General features: G+C 32.2%; 16 protein-coding genes and 10 tRNA genes. All 26 read left to right on the top strand.

From position 1 onward, the window contains the following. Positions 1 to 131 precede the first annotated feature (131 nt). The 26 genes from G9F72_RS25050 (at position 132) to G9F72_RS24925 (ending at position 18,166) form a co-directional block, all read left to right on the top strand. On the top strand, positions 132 to 1,103 hold the full coding sequence (locus G9F72_RS25050; protein ID WP_164957107.1) for a ribose-phosphate diphosphokinase: 972 nt from the start codon (positions 132 to 134) through the stop codon (positions 1,101 to 1,103). A gap of 402 nt (positions 1,104 to 1,505) precedes the next feature. Then, positions 1,506 to 2,192: a response regulator transcription factor gene (locus G9F72_RS25045; RefSeq protein WP_164957106.1), complete on the top strand. Its 687-nt coding sequence runs from the start codon at positions 1,506 to 1,508 to the stop codon at positions 2,190 to 2,192. After that, positions 2,193 to 3,608: a sensor histidine kinase gene (locus tag G9F72_RS25040; protein WP_164957105.1), complete on the top strand. Its 1,416-nt coding sequence runs from the start codon at positions 2,193 to 2,195 to the stop codon at positions 3,606 to 3,608. A 46-nt stretch (positions 3,609 to 3,654) separates the two neighbouring features. Continuing rightward, positions 3,655 to 4,854, top strand: coding sequence for a trypsin-like peptidase domain-containing protein (locus tag G9F72_RS25035; protein ID WP_164957104.1), 1,200 nt, complete (start codon positions 3,655 to 3,657; stop codon positions 4,852 to 4,854). 194 nt (positions 4,855 to 5,048) lie between these two features. Then, positions 5,049 to 5,612 (top strand): aminoacyl-tRNA hydrolase, encoded by a 564-nt coding sequence (gene pth, locus G9F72_RS25030; RefSeq protein WP_164957103.1) that lies wholly within the window; start codon positions 5,049 to 5,051, stop codon positions 5,610 to 5,612. Positions 5,613 to 5,659: 47 nt separating this feature from the next. Beyond that, complete coding sequence (mfd, locus tag G9F72_RS25025; RefSeq protein ID WP_164957102.1) at positions 5,660 to 9,172, top strand: transcription-repair coupling factor; 3,513 nt, start codon at positions 5,660 to 5,662, stop codon at positions 9,170 to 9,172. A 140-nt stretch (positions 9,173 to 9,312) separates the two neighbouring features. Continuing rightward, a complete protein-coding gene (locus tag G9F72_RS25020) occupies positions 9,313 to 10,311 on the top strand; it encodes a peptidylprolyl isomerase (protein WP_164957101.1) in 999 nt (332 codons plus the stop codon). Positions 10,312 to 10,491: 180 nt separating this feature from the next. Continuing rightward, positions 10,492 to 11,043, top strand: coding sequence for a stage V sporulation protein T (gene spoVT, locus G9F72_RS25015; protein ID WP_164957100.1), 552 nt, complete (start codon positions 10,492 to 10,494; stop codon positions 11,041 to 11,043). A 165-nt stretch (positions 11,044 to 11,208) separates the two neighbouring features. Beyond that, complete coding sequence (locus G9F72_RS25010; RefSeq protein ID WP_164957099.1) at positions 11,209 to 12,744, top strand: polysaccharide biosynthesis protein; 1,536 nt, start codon at positions 11,209 to 11,211, stop codon at positions 12,742 to 12,744. A 45-nt stretch (positions 12,745 to 12,789) separates the two neighbouring features. Then, positions 12,790 to 14,232, top strand: a complete 1,443-nt coding sequence (gene mazG, locus G9F72_RS25005) for a nucleoside triphosphate pyrophosphohydrolase (RefSeq protein WP_164957098.1) — start codon at positions 12,790 to 12,792, stop codon at positions 14,230 to 14,232. A 145-nt stretch (positions 14,233 to 14,377) separates the two neighbouring features. Further along, entirely contained in the window at positions 14,378 to 14,653 is a 276-nt protein-coding gene (locus G9F72_RS25000; protein WP_124998401.1) for an HU family DNA-binding protein, read from the top strand. A 109-nt stretch (positions 14,654 to 14,762) separates the two neighbouring features. Beyond that, a complete protein-coding gene (locus G9F72_RS24995) occupies positions 14,763 to 15,023 on the top strand; it encodes an RNA-binding S4 domain-containing protein (RefSeq protein ID WP_164957097.1) in 261 nt (86 codons plus the stop codon). A gap of 144 nt (positions 15,024 to 15,167) precedes the next feature. Further along, on the top strand, positions 15,168 to 15,461 hold the full coding sequence (yabP, locus tag G9F72_RS24990; protein WP_164957096.1) for a sporulation protein YabP: 294 nt from the start codon (positions 15,168 to 15,170) through the stop codon (positions 15,459 to 15,461). A gap of 6 nt (positions 15,462 to 15,467) precedes the next feature. Next, a complete protein-coding gene (gene yabQ, locus G9F72_RS24985) occupies positions 15,468 to 15,866 on the top strand; it encodes a spore cortex biosynthesis protein YabQ (RefSeq protein ID WP_164957095.1) in 399 nt (132 codons plus the stop codon). A gap of 99 nt (positions 15,867 to 15,965) precedes the next feature. Beyond that, complete coding sequence (locus G9F72_RS24980) at positions 15,966 to 16,238, top strand: FtsB family cell division protein (RefSeq protein ID WP_164957094.1); 273 nt, start codon at positions 15,966 to 15,968, stop codon at positions 16,236 to 16,238. 97 nt (positions 16,239 to 16,335) lie between these two features. Next, positions 16,336 to 16,749, top strand: a complete 414-nt coding sequence (locus tag G9F72_RS24975) for a S1 domain-containing RNA-binding protein (protein ID WP_164945020.1) — start codon at positions 16,336 to 16,338, stop codon at positions 16,747 to 16,749. A gap of 166 nt (positions 16,750 to 16,915) precedes the next feature. Continuing rightward, a tRNA-Leu gene (locus tag G9F72_RS24970) sits at positions 16,916 to 17,004 on the top strand. 5 nt (positions 17,005 to 17,009) lie between these two features. Beyond that, positions 17,010 to 17,085: transfer RNA gene (locus G9F72_RS24965), tRNA-Met, on the top strand. Between the two features lie 5 nt (positions 17,086 to 17,090). Next, positions 17,091 to 17,167 (top strand) — tRNA-Met (locus tag G9F72_RS24960). Between the two features lie 168 nt (positions 17,168 to 17,335). After that, positions 17,336 to 17,411 (top strand) — tRNA-Met (locus G9F72_RS24955). 141 nt (positions 17,412 to 17,552) lie between these two features. Then, positions 17,553 to 17,628, top strand: a tRNA-Met gene (locus G9F72_RS24950). 68 nt (positions 17,629 to 17,696) lie between these two features. Continuing rightward, positions 17,697 to 17,785: transfer RNA gene (locus G9F72_RS24945), tRNA-Leu, on the top strand. A 4-nt stretch (positions 17,786 to 17,789) separates the two neighbouring features. Next, positions 17,790 to 17,865, top strand: a tRNA-Met gene (locus G9F72_RS24940). Positions 17,866 to 17,914: 49 nt separating this feature from the next. Further along, positions 17,915 to 18,003, top strand: a tRNA-Leu gene (locus G9F72_RS24935). A gap of 5 nt (positions 18,004 to 18,008) precedes the next feature. Next, positions 18,009 to 18,084: transfer RNA gene (locus G9F72_RS24930), tRNA-Met, on the top strand. Positions 18,085 to 18,089: 5 nt separating this feature from the next. Further along, positions 18,090 to 18,166 (top strand) — tRNA-Met (locus tag G9F72_RS24925). Positions 18,167 to 18,239 lie beyond the last annotated feature (73 nt).

Here is an 18,239-nt window from a genome sequence, read left to right as displayed (position 1 = left end):
GAGGTGGAAAACTGATTTTTGTAGTAAAAGGGATATATATGTTACTACCATTCTATTTAGTGGATGGAATGAAAATTTATATAAAGTATAATAAAATATAATTTATATGATTTTGGAAATCAGGATTACAGATGATAAACCACGGCAAAAATATTAAGATTTTTACAGGTAATTCAAATCCTAAATTGGCAACAGATATTGCTGAAATACTAGGACTAAAAGTTGGAGATTCAAACGTAGGAACTTTTAGTGATGGTGAAATATCTGTTAATATTCATGAAACTGTTAGGGGCGCAGATGTATTTGTTGTTCAATCAACTAATGCTCCAGTAAATGACAATTTAATGGAATTACTTATTATGATTGACGCCTTTAAGAGAGCATCTGCAGGAAGAATAACTGCGGTTATACCATACTATGGGTATGCAAGGCAAGATAGAAAAGCAAAAGCTAGAGATCCAATCACAGCGAAACTTGTGGCAGATATTTTAACAACTGCAGGAGCAGATAGAGTACTTACTATGGACTTACATGCAGCTCAAATACAAGGATATTTTAATATTCCTGTTGATAATTTAATGGGTACACCTATACTTGCAAAATATTATATCCAAAAAGGATTTAAGGATAGAGATGATGTAGTTGTAGTTGCGCCAGACCTTGGAAGCGTTGCTAGATCAAGAAAGTTTGCAGATAAATTACATGCTTCAATAGCTATAATTGATAAGAGAAGACCAAAGGCTAATGTTACAGAGGTTATGAATGTTATAGGGGATATTAAAGGAAAAACATGTATTATGATGGATGACATGATAGATACAGCTGGAACTATAACTAATGGAGCTAATGCACTAGTTAAACTGGGAGCAAAAGATGTTTATGCTTGTTGTAGTCATGGTGTACTATCCGGACCTGCTATTCAAAGAATAAATGATTCAGTAATAAAAGAATTAATAATATTAAATACCATTGATTTGCCAGAAGATAAACATTGTGATAAATTCGTTACATTATCTGTAGCACCAATTTTGGCTGAGGCCATAAAGAGAATATACGAGGATGTTTCTGTAAGCAAACTATTCGAGGAAGACTCTAATTTATAAATACATAGGTTAAAATAGCGATGCTTAATTATTTTTATAATTAAGTATCGCTATTTTTTTATAATCTATAATATTTATATGGGTGGCCTTACTGCTAATTATGAAGTTTGCAAAAATATATTTTTTGTAATATTTATATACAAGTGAGATAATGATTATACTATACATAAGAAATAAACATGTAAAAGCAGCAATTAGATAATCACAACAGTGAATAATTTGTAACATTTTCAAAAAAGCTAATCAGTTGACATTAAAGTATGATAAATTAATAATAAGATAAATTATTTGTTAAAAATTTTCAAAAAAATAAACAAGAATAATTTGTTAGCTATTTTTACAATATGATAATACAAAAAATAATAGAAAAAATAATAGAGAAAATATTTTGGAGGTAAGGATATGGAAGGAACTATAGGGAAAATACTAATAGTTGATGATGATAAAAATATTGCTGAGGTAATCAAAATGTATCTTGAAAGTTCAGGGTATGCAACAAAAGTAGTACATGATGGTAGGGCTGCACAGGAAGCTTTTCTAAGCTATAAACCAGATTTGGTACTACTGGATATAATGTTGCCTTATATTGATGGTATAGATGTTTTGAAGTGGATAAGAAAAGAACATGAAACGCCGGTTATTATGCTTACTGCCAAGGGAGAAACCTTTGATAAGGTACTAGGGCTAGAATTAGGAGCTGATGACTATGTAGTAAAACCTTTTGAGCCAAAGGAAATAATTGCAAGAGTTAAGGCTGTGCTTAGGCGTTACAACTTAGATAATGGTGGTAAAGAAGTTTTGAATTTTGAGGATTTAGAAATTGATATTAATTCTTATAATGTTACTTATAAAGGTGAAGAAGTAAAAATGCCACCTAAGGAATTTGAATTAGTACATTATTTAGCTCTTAATAAGAATAGGGTTTTTACTAGGCAGCAGCTACTATGTGAGGTTTGGGGATACGATTATCCAGGAGATTCTAGAACCGTGGATGTGCATGTTAAAAGAGTAAGAGAAAAGCTTCAAGGAGGTCCGAATTGGCAAATTGAGACTGTTTGGGGAGTAGGATATAAATTCGAGGTGAAATAGATGGTTAAAAAAGGACTATTTTCTAAGATGCTAGCAACCTATACTATTATAATATCCATGAGCCTTATAATTATTGCTTCTTTTCTATCCTATTGGTTTCAAAATTATTTTTTCAATGAGCGGAAAGATCAATTTCTCGATAAGTCCAATATGATACAAGATTATGCTAAGAAATATATGGCGGGGGATGTTACTTCCGAGCAAGTGAACGATATAATAACAATAATTGGTGATTATATAAAGTCTGATATTTGGCTTACAGATAGTAACGGATTTGTTTATGCTGTATCAAATAAAGAGCATAAAGAATTTATGTATAAACAGGTCTTTGTTAAGGAACTAGAGCAGCTTAGGCTTGGTAACACTTTCGAGGTTACAGGACCTTATGCTGGAATATTTGATAAAGCCGTAAGAGTTTATGGAACACCCATAATGACAGCGGCAGGGACATTTAAGGGTTCTATAATATTGTACAATTCTGTTGAAGAATTAAGCCAATCCTTAAAACGAGTTTATGAGATAATTTGGGTATCTTCAATTTTTGCAATAATATTCTCTTGTGTCGTTATATATTATTTTTCACAAAAGATAATCATAAAGCCCTTAGCAGAGATTAATTCTGTAGCTAGAAGAATATCTAATGGAGATGTAGATAAGAGAGTTTATTTGAAATCGGATGATGAAATCGGAGAACTCGCTCAATCTTTTAATTCTATGGCTGATTCTATAGAGAAAAATGAGAAAAATAGACGTGAATTTATATCCAATGTATCCCATGAGATTAGATCTCCAATAACCTCAATTAAGGGGTTTATTAGTGGAATACTAGATGGTGTAATTCCAAAGGAAAAGGAAAAATACTACTTGTCTATCGCCTATGAAGAAATTCAAAGGTTAACTAGACTTGTAAATGACTTACTAGATATGTCTGCAATTGAAGCAGGGGAGTTTAGTTTAAGAATTATGGAAGTGGATATTAACGAAATAATTAGACTTACAGTTATAAATTATGAAAGAAAAATTAAAGAGAAAAGGGCATCTGTAGATGTATGCTTTGATGAGGATAATTTATTTGTAGCGGGAGACAAGGATAGGTTAGTTCAAGTGATTACAAATTTATTAGATAATTCAATAAAATATGTAAATGAAGGCGGTAAAATAAAAATCAGCTCAAAAATTAAAGGAAAAAAAGCCTTTATAACTGTTTTCAATGATGGCCCCAAAATAGCAGAGGAAGATTTATTGCATATTTGGGATAGATTTTATAAAGCAGATAAAGCAAGAACAGCGAAGGATAGTACTGGACTTGGATTATCTATAGTGAGAAATATAATAACTCAATTACAGGAAGATATATGGGTTGAAAATAAGGATAATGGTGTTTACTTTACTTTTACATTGATGAGAGTAAAATAAAATACTTTTTCCGTGATTTAGTTATAACCATTAGGGGGGTGATGTTATGGGTAATAAGAATAACTATAAGGTTCGTGAAGAAATAAAAGATGCTTTTTGGAAGAATGCAGAGTCTAGTAATAATATGTTTGGAGAAATTAAATTTAGAAAAAACAATAAAAAAAATTATTTTAAATCATTTACGAAAGTATTTACTTTTATACTAATAGCATCCCTTTCTGGGGGAATTACAGCCCAGTATGCAATTAATAAAGATAAAGCACCAAAAGATGTTAGTGGTATTTTAAACTCAAATGCTTCAGGGAGTGGCATCCAGGGAATATTTGAAAATTCTATTTCGCAAGTTGCTCAAAAAGTATCACCAACAGTAGTTGGCATAAGTAACAAAGAAGAAGAATTGTGGAACACTCCAGAAGGAAGTGGTTCAGGAATTATATATAAAAGCGATGGGTTTATTATTACTAATTATCATGTAATTGAAGGTGCAACAGAAATAAAAGTAAAATTGAGTAATGATAACGTTTTGAAAGCAAAAGTTATAGGTGGGGATGCTATATCGGATTTAGCGGTTATAAAAGTTGAAGCTAACAATCTGCCTACTGCAAAATTTGGTGATTCATCAAAGGTCAAGGTAGGAGATTTATCTGTTGCTATTGGTAATCCACTTGGGGAGCAGTTTTCAGGAACTGTTACTGCGGGTATTATAAGCGCACTAGACAGAAAAATTAATATAGTTAATAAAAAAACTGGGGAACAAACAATCTATAAAGTAATACAAACTGATGCAGTTATAAATCCAGGGAATAGTGGGGGACCATTATGCAATATCTATGGAGAAGTTATTGGTATAAATAGTTTGAAAATTAATTCAGTCATTGGAAATGAAGGCACGGGTTTTGCTATAAGTACAAATGCAGCTAAAGAAATTATTAATGATTTAATGACTTATGGTAAAGTTATTAGACCGGCAATAGGCATTTATGGAGGAACTGCGATTTCGGTGGGCAATAATGGTGTAGAGGGCGTGTATGTACAAGAAGTTGTTAGGGGAAGTGGTGCTGCTGTAGCTGGAATTATGCCTACTGATATAATAACTGAAATAGGTGGAAAAAGTGTTAAAAACATGGAGCAGCTAAGCAGAATTCTGGAGAAATACAAAGTTGGAGGGCGCTTATCCTGTAAAATTTGGAGAGGTGGAAAAATTAAGGAGATTAGCATAGTTCTCTCTGAATTAAAAATACAATAAAATATTGATATAAAATTACAATTTAAAGATATTAAATAAAAATTATGGTAATAATATTATTACCATAATTTTAGTCCGTAAATTTTATATAAAGTTGTGGATTAAACTTTTTTTTAGTATAATATTATAAATAAAATAAAAAAATATTATGTGGTGGATAAATGGCTTAAACATAATAATATTTGGAGGCAATAATGTACTTGGTAATTGGACTAGGAAATCCAGGAGACGAATATAAACATACAAGGCATAATGTAGGATTTGATGTAATTGATTTAATGGCAGGCAAGTATAATGTTTCAGTTAATAGGGTAAAATTTAAAGGTGTGTATGGAGAAATTAATATATCATCCCAAAAGGTTATCCTTTTAAAACCTAGTACATATATGAATTTAAGTGGAGAGAGTGCGCAGCAAGCAGCTTCTTTTTATAAGATTCCTAATGAAAATATCATCATAATATATGATGATATTAGTTTGGATGTAGGTAAATTAAGGATAAGAAGTAAAGGCAGTGCTGGGGGACATAATGGGATAAAAAGCATTATTGCGAGTATGGGCTCAGACATATTTCCAAGAATAAAAATAGGTGTAGGACAACCAGAAAGGTCGCGAGTATCTTACGTTTTAGGACGATTTGGAAGTGGGGACCGAATACTGGTAGAAAAGACCTTTGAAGCGACTATAAAAGCTGTTGAAGCTATAATAGCAAAAGGAAGCACTGAGGCTATGAACGAATTTAATGGGTTTAATGCTTAAATGAAATTATTATTTTTATATTTATGCAGTGAGTGAGAGGTGTTAAAATGAGACTGAGTGGGCTTATGGAGCCTTTAAAAAATAGTATTCAATTTAAAAATATACTAAAGAATATAGAAGATGAAAATTACCCAATTGGACTATATGGGCTTTCAGAATCAGCTAAGAACTATTTAATAAATGGTGTGTACGAGCAATTAGATAAATCCTTACTAATTTTAACACATAGTGATGTAGAGGCTAAAAATATTTACGATGACCTGTCTTTTTATGTGAATGATGTGTACTATTTTCCAACCAGAGAAGTGGGCTTTTATAATGCAGATGCCATATCTGGGGATCTTAGATGGGAAAGACTTAAGGTAATGAAAAAGATTACGCAAAAGGGTAAAAAAATTATAATTACTTGTATCGAAGCTCTGGCTTCTACTTATATGCCTATAGATTTATTGCAAAAGTATATTTTTGAATTATCTGTAGGAAGCACATTGAATTTGAAGGATTTCACAGAAAAATTAATTCAGTGTGGATATGAGAGAGTAGATAGAGTCGATACTAAAGGTCAATTTTCTATAAGGGGGGGAATAATAGATTTATACCCCCCTATATCATCGTTGCCTTTTAGAATAGAGCTCTTTGATGAAGAAATAGATTCTATAAGAACCTTTAATAGCGAAACTCAAAGAAGTATTGACAAGGTATCCGAAATAGAAGTATTCCCAGCAAAGGAAATAATACTAACTCAGGAAAGCATGGAAAGCGGGTACAATAAAATAAAGGAAGATTTAGAAAATGTAGTAGGCAGCTTTAATAAAAAAAAAGACAAGGAAACTATAGAAAGAATAACTTCGTTAGTTAATATTAACTTAGAATCACTAAAAGAAACTTGGAGATTCGAAGCCATTGATAGTTATATGCCTTATTTTTATGATGCTACCTCTACCTTTTTAGATTATATGAAGGATTCATTTATAATAGTTGATGATGCACAAAGGTGCGTTGGAAAACTGGATAGCGTATATTTTGAGTTCCAGGAAAATTACGAAAACTTTCTAAAAAGAGGAAGTATACTGCCGAGTCAAGCAGGACTTTTAATTAATAAGGAAAGTATATATGAAGACTTAGATACTAGGGAAGTTATGACAATAAATGCTATCGCCAAAAGCACAAAAATTCTAAAGCCAAGGTCTATTGTATCTTTTTCTCAAATTACAATTAATGATTATCATGGCCAATTAGATATACTTATTGAAGATATAAAAGATAAAAAGTTTAAAGGCTACAAGACAGTAATCCTTTCTGGTACAAGAACTAGAGGGGAAAGATTAATAGATATCCTAAGGGATAGGGGAATTGAAAGTGTGTATAAGGACAATATCTCGGAAATTCAGTTAGGTCAGGTGGTTATAACCTTTGGGAACCAATTAAAAGGCTTTGAATACCCAGAATTAAAACTATGTGTTATCTCAGATAAAGAGGTTTTTGGACAATCAAAAAGAAAAACTACTAGTCGTTCCAGTAAAAAGGGCGTAAGTAAGATTAAAAGTTTTACAGAGCTGAAATTGGGAGATTATGTTGTTCACGTAAATCATGGTATAGGAGTATACAAAGGAATTAAGCAGTTAGAGGTTCATGGCCATAAAAGAGATTATTTAGAACTTGGATATAATTCCGGGGATACTCTTTATGTTCCAGTAGAACAATTAGATTTAGTTCAAAAATATATCGGAAGTGAAGGAAAAGCACCAAAGATTACTAAGCTAGGTGGAGTAGAATGGACTAAGGCTAAGAATAAGGTTAAAAACTCTATAGCTGATATTGCAGAGGATTTAGTAAAGCTTTACGCATCGAGGGCTACTCTTAAGGGATACAGATATAGCAAGGATACTGTATGGCAAAAACAATTTGAGGAAGAATTCCCATTTGAAGAAACGCCAGACCAATTAATTGCAATTGAAGAGATAAAGAAAGATATGGAATCTGATAAACCTATGGATAGATTGATATGTGGTGACGTTGGATATGGTAAAACAGAAGTAGCTGTTAGGGCTGCCTTTAAAGCAGTTATGGATGGCAAACAAGTAGCATTCTTAGTACCAACTACTATACTAGCTGAGCAACATTATAAAAATCTCACCAAAAGATTTTCAGATTTTCCAGTAAAGGTTGAAATGGTAAGTAGGTTTAGAACACCAGCCCAGCAGCAGGTTGTGCTTAAGGCTACAAAAGAAGGAAATGTGGATATATTGATAGGAACCCACAGAATAATTCAACAAGATGTAAAATTCAAAGATTTAGGGGTATTAATTATAGACGAAGAGCAACGATTTGGAGTTACGCACAAGGAAAAAATCAAGAGTATAAGAAAGAATATAGATGTAATCACTCTAACTGCCACTCCAATTCCAAGAACGCTACATATGTCTCTTACTGGAGTTAGAGATATAAGTGTAATTGAAACCCCTCCAGAGGAAAGGTATCCAATACAAACCTATGTAGTGGAGTTTAATGACCAACTAATAAGGGATGCAATACTCAGAGAAATAAATAGAAATGGTCAAGTTTTCTTTGTGTACAATAGAGTAGAAACAATCAAGGACATGGCAGCGTACATTGGTAAACTAGTTCCAGAAGCCAGGATAGGTATTGGTCATGGACAAATGACAGAAAGAGAATTAGAATCTGTCATGTTGGATTTTATGGAGAATAAGTATGATATATTAATGTGTACTACCATTATCGAGACTGGGATAGATATCCAAAACACAAATACCATAATAATATACGAAGCAGATAAGATGGGGCTTTCTCAGCTTTATCAATTAAGGGGTAGAGTAGGGCGTTCAAATAGAATAGCCTATGCATATTTTACTTATAGAAAAGACAAGGTATTAACTGAGGTGGCTGAAAAAAGACTTAAAGCAATTAAGGATTTTACAGAGCTAGGGTCAGGTTTTAAAATTGCAATGAGAGATCTTGAAATTCGGGGCGCTGGAAATATGATGGGGGCGGCTCAACATGGACATATGGCTGCGGTAGGATACGATTTGTATTGTAGGATGCTAGAAGATACAGTTAAAAAAATAAGAGGTGATGTGGAAGTGGAACCTATTGAAACTTCCGTTGAAATCAAAATAGATGCATATATTCCTAGTACCTACATTGAAGATGAGACTCAAAAAATTGAAATTTATAAAAAAATCGCAGCTATTGATAGCCATGAGGATATGATGGATATACAAGAGGAAATAGAGGATAGGTTCTCAGATATACCATCGTCAGTTGCAAGTCTTATGGATATTGCCTATCTCAGATCTATATCTAAACAGGTGGGAATAGTAGAAATTAAAGAGGAAAAGGAGGAGATAGTGCTACAATTTGATAGTAGCGAAAGAATAAATGGAGCATTAGTTAAAGCCTTGGTTAGTAAATATAATAGAAGCATTGTATTTAAATTAGGTACTAAACCAGCCTTTGCGTATAAATATAAAAATTTAAATAAAGAAGAAATGCTTGCAAATCTAATTGAGATTGTTAAGTATATAAAAAGTGTGGTATAAATTAAAGTTGAAATAAAGTGAATTTGTGATAAGATTAGTATGTATTAAAATTTCTATGTATTAAAATTTCTATTAAAATTGATATGTAATGTAACAAAACTTTAAATGGCAATATTACATACGAAAGCGAGGGAATTAAAATGAAAAACGTAAAAAAATTAATTAGTGCTGCTTTAATAACTATACTTGCTACATCATTAGTTGGTTGTAATATGATTGAAAAAACACCAGCAGGTATTGCTAAAAGTACAGTAGCTAAGGTTTTTAATGCTAAAGTAACTAGAGGCCAGGTGGACGAACAACTAGGCGCAGTTATTAAACAAATACAAACACAGTATGGAGCAAATTATAAAGATAATGCTGAAGCTATGACTCAAATAACAACTCAAAAACAACAGGTGTTAGAAGGCCTAATTAATGAAGAAATAGTAAAATATAAAGCCGAAGAGTTAAAAGTAATGCCTACGGAAGCTAAATTAACTGAAGAAGTTAACAAGCAAATAGCAGAAATTAAGAAAAGTTTAGAAACAGATGCTAAGTATAAAGAAGCACTAGCGCAGGCTAACCTTACAGAAGATCAACTAAAAGCAAGAATAAGACCAAGTATTATTCAAGATGCATTATACACTGAAATTACAAAAAACGTTAAAACTGATGAGACAAAAGAAAAAGCATACTACAATAGTAATTTAACACTATATACAGAAAAACCAAACAGAGTTCACGCAGCTCATATTTTAGTTAAAACTGAAGCTGAAGCAGTAGCTGTTAAAAAACAATTAGATGCTGGCGAAGACTTTGCAAAGGTAGCAAAAGAAAAAAGTATAGACCAAACTGCTAAAGATAATGGTGGAGATTTAGGATTTGTAGAATACAATGAGCCTAAAATGGATAAAACTTTTATGGCAGCGGCCTCAGCGCTCGAGGTAGGTAAGATTTCAGCACCGGTCAACACTCAATATGGATGGCATATAATAAAAGCTATTGCAAAAGAAGAGTTTCCTGTAAAGAAATTTGAAGCGGTTAAGGCAGAAGTAGAAAAAACACTTATAGCAAAGGACAAAGAAGCAGCATGGACTGCAGCTATGAAAAAATGGACTGAAGAAGCTAAAATAACCAAATACGAAAAAAATCTTTAGAATTTTACATTCAAAATAGTATAAAGAATATCTCTAGTAGGGGGTATTCTTTATTTTTATATATTTTTTTCTTATATTAAAATTAAACATATACAAATGTGCATAAAATTTCAAGTTTAGAAAGATAATAATAGTGCAAGTATATTATATGAAATTTTATATAAGGAGGGAATTATTTAAATGAAAGCAACTGGCATAGTAAGACGTATAGATGATTTAGGAAGAGTTGTTATTCCAAAAGAAATAAGAAGAACTTTGAGAATACGAGAAGGAGATCCACTAGAAATATTTACTGATAGAGAAGGTGGAGTTATTTTAAAGAAATACTCCCCTATAGGTGAATTAAGTGAATTTTCTAGAGAATATGCTGAATCATTACAACAAACTATAGGTAACATAATAATTATTTGCGATAAAGATAACATAATATCTGTAAGCGGAGGACTTAAAAAAGAGTATGTTGATAAAAAAGTCAGTAATGAATTAGAAAAAGCAATGGAAGATAGAAAAGCTATTGTGCTTGGTGAAGGATCGGAAAAAGTTATTGCATTGTATGATGATGAAATGGAAAATAAATATAATGCCCAAGTAATTGCTCCTATAATAACAGAAGGCGATGCAATTGGAGCAGTACTAATAATTTCTACAGAGCCAGGAATTAAATTTGGAAATTTAGAATTAAAACTAGCAGAAACAGCAGCATCTTTTTTAGGAAAACAAATGGAACAATAAAGAGAGAGCATAAAAAGTATATATTACTTAGCAAAGTGAAACATATTTGCAGTAATATATACTTTTATTTTTTTGAAGTATTAGTAATAATAAACCCTTAAATTAAATAATTATAATCATAGAATGTAATTGTTATATGCATCACAGGAATACAAGGAGGCTGTTATGAAGAAACATTCATTGATTAAAGGGACTATTATACTTGGACTAGCAGGAATATTTGCGAGATTTTTAGGATTATTTTTTAGAATCCCAATACAGGCACTAATAAAAGATGAGGGCATGGGATACTACCAGATGTCCTATCCACTTTTTCTGACTTTTGTAGCATTAGCTTCAGGTGTACCACTAGCTATGTCTAAACTTATTGCGGAGATGAATGCTAAAAACGATAGAGATGGAGTAGTGCAAGTATTAAGACAAACACTTTTTTTTATGATTACATTAGGCTCAGTAGTTACAATACTAATGTTAGCCTTTGCAAGGCCTATTATTTCTATATTAAAATGGGATCCTAAATCCTATTACTCTTTTTCGATAATTGCTATAGCACCAATTTTTGTTTCTATTATGTGTACCTTTAGGGGCTTTTTCCAAGGTCTACAGAATGTTAGACCAACTGCAATTTCTCAAATAGTAGAACAGGTTGGAAGAGTTGTGGCTGGAGTTTTATTTGCATATTTATTGTTTCCAAAGGGAATTGAATATGCGGCTGGAGGAGCGGCTCTTGGAACCCTAGTTGGCGCAATTATGGGAAGTGTATATTTAATCTTAACTTACTTTAAGGTGAAAAAAGAGCTACCAGTAAGAAAAGTATCAAAGCATAAGCATATTTTAGCGGATTTAGGTAAGGCTGCCTTTCCAATATCTTTAGGGGCTGCAGTTGGAACTATTATGTCATTAATAGATTCTGTTTTAGTACCGCAGCAGCTACTAAAAGCAGGATTCACACAAACACAATCAGCTGTGATGTATGGTCAATTGACTGGAAAGGTGTTTACCTTGATGAATGTACCTTTAGCTCTTTCCGTGGCACTATGCGCGTCTCTGATGCCAATAATCGCCGAAGCCTTTTATTTAGGCAAACGGCGCGAACTGGTTAAAAGGGTAGCTATGGCTGTGAAATTGTCTAATGTTATTTCATTACCATCAGCTCTCGGCATGTTTTTTATGGCTTATCCTATAATGCATTTGATTTTTATGAAGGACGCAGCGGGATCTGAAATTTTGAAATATATATCAATATCCATACCTTTTTTAATCTTAACACAAACCAGTACAGCAATACTTCAAGGTATAGGCAATTATATGAAGCCTGTATATAATTTAGCGCTAGGGTGCATAATTAAGGTTATTGTAACATATGTATTGGTTTCATTTTCGTTTGTAAATATCTATGGTGCAGTTATAGGAACTATTTTGGGATATGCTGCAAGTTGCTTATTAAATATGAAGGATTTAAAGAGTGCCTTAAATATAAAAATAAACAAAGCGGATGCTTTTATAAAACCAGCTATTGCTGCCGGTATAATGATAATTGCAGTTGTATTTAGCAACGATACTGTCTATAATTATACAATGAGCACGGAATTATCTTGTGTTATTTCCATATTAATTGGCATTATTGTTTATTTGTTATTCATTTTTATTCTTAGAATATTTGAATATGAGGAAATTAAAAATAAATTAAGAAGAGGTTAAGTGATAGTTTAAAACGAAAATAAAAAAACAAAGGAGTGAAAGCTAATGATTAGAGTAGTGGGACTCGGACCTGGCGCTATAGGATCACTAACTATAGAGACATTGGAAATTCTTAAAAACGGTAAAAAAATTTATTTGAGAACAGAAAAACATCCTACGGTGGACTACCTAAAATCCCTATCAATTCAATTTGAAACCTATGATGATAGATACGAAGAATATAATAGTTTTGATGATGTATATAGGTCTATTGCAGAGGATCTCATCAAAAAACATGAAATGTATGAAGATATTATTTATGGGGTTCCAGGGCATCCTCTAGTGGCAGAAACTACTGTTAAACTTTTAATAAAGCTTTGCGCAAAAAATAAAATAGATATAGAAATTCTTCCCGCAGTTAGTTTTATAGATGCAGTTATTGGAAGCTTAAAATTAGATCCTATTGAGGGACTAAAAATTATAGATGCCTTTGATATAAAAAATCAAGTTTTAGACAAAAGAGTAGGACTTTTATTAACACAAGTTTACAATAAATCTATAGCAACGGATACTAAACTTGCCCTACTCGAGTATTATAAAGATGATATGGAAATTTATTTTGTTAGGGCTGCAGGTGTAAAAGGGCTCGAGTGTACCAGAAAAATTAAATTATATGAACTAGATAGGCAAGAAGACATTGACTACCTAACCTCTATATATATCCCCAAAGAATTAGAAGCTACATTGGATTTTCATGATTTAATCGAAGTTATGAATACCTTAAGAGATGAAAATGGATGTGCATGGGATAGGGAGCAAACCCATGAATCTATGAAAAAATTTCTTATTGAAGAATGTTATGAAGTTTTGGAAGCCATTGACGAGAAGGACGAAGATAAAATTATTGAGGAGCTAGGAGATGTATTACTACAGGTGGTTTTTCATGCTCAAATAGGAAAAGAGCAGGGCTATTTTAATATAAATGACGTTATTAAAGGTGTTACGAGCAAAATGATAAACAGGCATCCTCATATTTTTAAAAATATCGAAAGTAAAAATTCTCAGCAAGTTTTAGAAAGTTGGGAAAAGATTAAAATTGAAGAAAAAGGCTTTAATAATTATACGGATACATTAAAGCATGTTCCTAAAAATCTTCCGGGCTTAATGAGAGCCTATAAGGTTCAAGAAAAAGCATCAAAATTAGGGTTTGACTTTGACTCAGCTGAGCCTGCCATGGAGAAAGTATTAGAAGAACTACAGGAAGTAAAAGATGTATATAAAGGTAAAAATAGGGCAAAAATACTAGAAGAAGTGGGAGATTTGGTATTTACTACTGTAAATGTTGCGAGAATACTTGACATAGACCCTGAATTTGCAGTAAATTATACTATAGATAAATTTATTAATCGCTTTCAGTACATAGAAGAAAATGCAAGGCATAGAAACTTAGATTTAAAGGATATGTCCCTTGCAGAAATGGATGCTTTATGGAATGAATCTAAAAGCTGATAAATTTATTTAAAAAATAAAATCTACACCAAAAAGAAGGAATTTCTAAATCGGTGAAGAATATGCTATCTAATGGCGAAGAATATGCTATTTAATAGTGTACTCACTACTAGGTAGTGTACTCAATAATAAGGAGGTAACAAAAGTGAATAAATCAGAATTAATAACAAGTATTGCAGAAAAATCTAAGTTAACAAAAAAAGATGCAGAAGCGGCGCTAAAAGGAATTATAGAAAGTATTGAAGAAACATTAGAAAAAGGTGAAAAAGTTCAATTGGTTGGATTTGGAACTTTCGAAACAAGAGCAAGAGCTGCTAGAATGGGTAGAAACCCAAGAACAAAAGAAGAAATTCAAATTTCAGCATCAACAGTTCCAGTATTTAAAGCTGGTAAAGAATTTAAAGATATAGTAAATAAATAAATTTACTATGATGTAAAAAACCTGGATGTATATCTAGGTTTTTTATTTTAATAATTTTTTTTTATAAAGGCTTATAATGCTAAATAATATTAAAAAAGGAGAAGATTATATGAGACTCGATAAATATTTAAAAGTTTCTAGAATTATTAAGAGAAGAACCATAGCAAAGGAAGCTTGCGAAAGTGGTAGAGTAGCTATAAATAATAAGGTTGCAAAGGCAGGTACTGTAGTAGCGGAAGGCGATACTATAGAAATTAAATTTGCAAATCAAATTTTAAAAGCTAAAATTGTGAATATTGCAGAGCACGTAACAAAAGACAGTGCAAAAGAAATGTATGAAATAGTTTCAGGAAGAGAAGACAAAGAATAAATGTTACTAAATATAATTCTTAATTAAGTTTAATAAGCATATATATTTTATAGGAATATAAAGGTATATGCCAGTTGCGGATTGAAAGTAGGATTAGTTTCACAATTCCCAATTTTAATTATTAAAATTAATAAGGAGGATATTATGGAAGTAAAAAAAGAAATAAAAATAGAAGATAAGAGAAGCAATTTATTGCTTGAAAACAGAAAAAAATTAACTATTAATGGAGTTATTGAGGTTATAAATTTTAATGAAAATCAAATATTATTGAACACAGATGTTGGAATGATGATAGTAAAAGGACAACAATTAAAGATGAACAAGCTAGATGTTCAAAATGGAGACGTGATAATATCTGGTAAAGTGGATGCGTTTGTGTATACTACGGACAAAAGAAAAGTTAAAAAAGATAGTATAATATCCAGATTGTTTAGGTAAAGGGTTATGATAATTTCACTTATAAACCAAGTTAAGCTTATAATTTTCGGTGTATTGTCTGGAATAATAACTGGAATACTTTTTGATGTATATAGATTAATAAGAGGATTTGAAAATCCTAATAAGATTTTAACAGTAATACAAGATTTGCTATTTTGGACATTAACTTCTATAGTTGTTTTTATATTTTTGATGTATACTAATGATGGGTACATAAACTTCTATGTGTATGTTTGTTTAATAATAGGAGCATACTTATATTTAAAACTCTTAAGCAGAGTTTTTATAAAGGTGCAATATAAATTGTTAAAATTCCATGGGAAATCATTTAGAGTTGTATGGAATCTCGTTTTATATCCAGCAGATTTATTACTTTATAAGCTAAGAATAAAAAAAAATAAATAAATTATAAAGAAATAGCTTGAAGAAATGTGAAATACAAATTAAAATAGATTTATGTAACTTAAAAATACTCATTCCATTGAAAGGAAAAGGGTATAATGTATGAAAAAAAAATTTACTATTAAAAGTGTGGTATTAGTTTTTGCTGTTGTATATGTATGTTATGTTTTAATTCATCAACAGGCAACTATGGTAAGACAAAAGAAAGAGCTACAAAAGTATAATGTTGAATTGCAAAAGAAAAAAGACGAAAAAGAAATATTGAAGGATGAAGTAGAATTATCTAAAACTGACAAATATATAGAAAAATTGGCAAGAGAAATTTTAGGTCTTGTTAAAGAAGGTGAAACTCCTGTAATAGATAATAAAAACTAAATGCTATAATTGTTGTTATGATTATAATCGTTGTTATGCTTATTATTAAATTAATATATAAAATAAAAAACATTATTTTGAGGAGGAACTTTTTAATATGACCTTAATGGCTGGAAGTATTGTAGAAGGTAAAGTAGTAAATATCACCAATTTCGGTGCATTCGTAGAAGTGGAGGGCAAAACAGGATTAGTGCATATATCTGAGGTTTCAGATACATTCGTTAAAAATGTTAATGATCATCTTAAAGAAAATGATATAGTAAAAGTTAAAGTAATTTCTGTAGATGATAATGGTAAAATAAGTTTATCCATAAAACAAGCTGGAGTACCTAAAAAGTCTATTAAACCAATGGAAATAGATTGGGAAAAGGAAAAAAGTAAAGCAAATGCAAGTGGGTTTGAAGATATAATGACTAAGTTTTTAAAAGACAGTGAAGAAAGATTTCAAGATGTTAAAAAACATCAAGAGGGCAAAGGCAGAGGTTATAGTAAAAAAACTTCAAGTTATTAATAAATTTTAGGAACTAAGTATTTAGTTCCTATTTTAAAAAAAACAAAAAGTTATTGACAATAGTTTGTACATCATATATAATAAAAAATGTTGCTACGAGGCAACACTTTATATGCTAGTAAGTAAGCTAACAGGTAGCAGATAACAAGTAACTGCTAACCAATAAGCTGGAGTGGCGGAACTGGCAGACGCACAGGACTTAAAATCCTGCGGTGGTTAAACACCGTACCGGTTCGATTCCGGTCTTCAGCACCAAATATCGCGGGATGGAGCAGTTGGTAGCTCGTCGGGCTCATAACCCGAAGGTCGCAGGTTCAAGTCCTGCTCCCGCAACCAAACGTGGCGGAATAGCTCAGCTGGCTAGAGCATTCGGTTCATACCCGAAGGGTCGTAGGTTCAAGTCCTATTTCCGCTACCATTATAAATCCAATTTGGGTTTATGAAAAACTATTGACAGAGTAAGAGCATAAGTGTAATATTATAAGTGCTTTTATAAAAATTCATGTCAAGTTAGTAAACTAAAACTAAAGAAACAAAAAAATCTAAAACACCATAATAATTTGGTTTAGGATCTCATTAATAACATCGCGGGGTGGAGCAGTTGGTAGCTCGTCGGGCTCATAACCCGAAGGTCACAGGTTCAAGTCCTGTCCCCGCAACCAATGAGTTTAAAATTACTCATTATGTAAGTTAAATAAAAATTCATACTAAGTTGCAAAGCAAAAATTAGAAATAGGAAGGATTTAAAATCCTAAAGTGTTAAAACACCATACTAATTCTTATAGGGTCTTGTGCACTAATATCGCGGGGTGGAGCAGTTGGTAGCTCGTCGGGCTCATAACCCGAAGGTCACAGGTTCAAGTCCTGTCCCCGCAACCAATGAATTTTAAATTACTGAATACGTCGGTTAAATAAAATTTCATAACAAATATGCTAGAATTAAGTAAGCTGGAGTGGCGGAACTGGCAGACGCACAGGACTTAAAATCCTGCGGTGGTTAAACACCGTACCGGTTCGATTCCGGTCTTCAGCACCAATATCGCGGGATGGAGCAGTTGGTAGCTCGTCGGGCTCATAACCCGAAGGTCGCAGGTTCAAGTCCTACTCCCGCAACCAATAAGTTTGGAAACTTTAATACGCTAAATTAACACCTAAAAGCCAATAAGCTGGAGTGGCGGAACTGGCAGACGCACAGGACTTAAAATCCTGCGGTGGTTAAACACCGTACCGGTTCGATTCCGGTCTTCAGCACCAAATATCGCGGGATGGAGCAGTTGGTAGCTCGTCGGGCTCATAACCCGAAGGTCGCAGGTTCAAGTCCTGCTCCCGCAACCAAACATGGCGGAATAGCTCAGCTGGCTAGAGCATTCGGTTCATACCCGAAGGGTCGTAGGTTCAAGTCCTATTTCCGCTACCATAACTCAAAAGGAAACTTCTGAGTTATTTTTTATTTGTACAGAAAAATTTGCATTTTAATATATCGGTAGGTA

Source organism: Clostridium estertheticum (genome assembly GCF_011065935.2).
Taxonomy (GTDB): Bacteria; Bacillota; Clostridia; order Clostridiales; family Clostridiaceae; genus Clostridium_AD; species Clostridium_AD estertheticum_A.
This window is presented reverse-complemented; position numbering and strand designations above follow the sequence as displayed.

What these genes read in the sequence shown, in the direction of transcription:
- yabQ (WP_164957095.1), top strand. Translation starts at nt 15,468, where the DNA reads ATGATAATTTCACTTATAAACCAAGTTAAGCTTATAATTTTCGGTGTA.
- spoVT (WP_164957100.1), top strand. Translation starts at nt 10,492, where the DNA reads ATGAAAGCAACTGGCATAGTAAGACGTATAGATGATTTAGGAAGAGTT.
- G9F72_RS25040 (WP_164957105.1), top strand. Translation starts at nt 2,193, where the DNA reads ATGGTTAAAAAAGGACTATTTTCTAAGATGCTAGCAACCTATACTATT.
- mazG (WP_164957098.1), top strand. Translation starts at nt 12,790, where the DNA reads ATGATTAGAGTAGTGGGACTCGGACCTGGCGCTATAGGATCACTAACT.
- G9F72_RS25010 (WP_164957099.1), top strand. Translation starts at nt 11,209, where the DNA reads ATGAAGAAACATTCATTGATTAAAGGGACTATTATACTTGGACTAGCA.
- G9F72_RS25045 (WP_164957106.1), top strand. Translation starts at nt 1,506, where the DNA reads ATGGAAGGAACTATAGGGAAAATACTAATAGTTGATGATGATAAAAAT.
- G9F72_RS24995 (WP_164957097.1), top strand. Translation starts at nt 14,763, where the DNA reads ATGAGACTCGATAAATATTTAAAAGTTTCTAGAATTATTAAGAGAAGA.
- G9F72_RS25020 (WP_164957101.1), top strand. Translation starts at nt 9,313, where the DNA reads ATGAAAAACGTAAAAAAATTAATTAGTGCTGCTTTAATAACTATACTT.
- yabP (WP_164957096.1), top strand. Translation starts at nt 15,168, where the DNA reads ATGGAAGTAAAAAAAGAAATAAAAATAGAAGATAAGAGAAGCAATTTA.
- G9F72_RS24980 (WP_164957094.1), top strand. Translation starts at nt 15,966, where the DNA reads ATGAAAAAAAAATTTACTATTAAAAGTGTGGTATTAGTTTTTGCTGTT.
- G9F72_RS25035 (WP_164957104.1), top strand. Translation starts at nt 3,655, where the DNA reads ATGGGTAATAAGAATAACTATAAGGTTCGTGAAGAAATAAAAGATGCT.
- pth (WP_164957103.1), top strand. Translation starts at nt 5,049, where the DNA reads ATGTACTTGGTAATTGGACTAGGAAATCCAGGAGACGAATATAAACAT.
- G9F72_RS24975 (WP_164945020.1), top strand. Translation starts at nt 16,336, where the DNA reads ATGACCTTAATGGCTGGAAGTATTGTAGAAGGTAAAGTAGTAAATATC.
- G9F72_RS25050 (WP_164957107.1), top strand. Translation starts at nt 132, where the DNA reads ATGATAAACCACGGCAAAAATATTAAGATTTTTACAGGTAATTCAAAT.
- mfd (WP_164957102.1), top strand. Translation starts at nt 5,660, where the DNA reads ATGAGACTGAGTGGGCTTATGGAGCCTTTAAAAAATAGTATTCAATTT.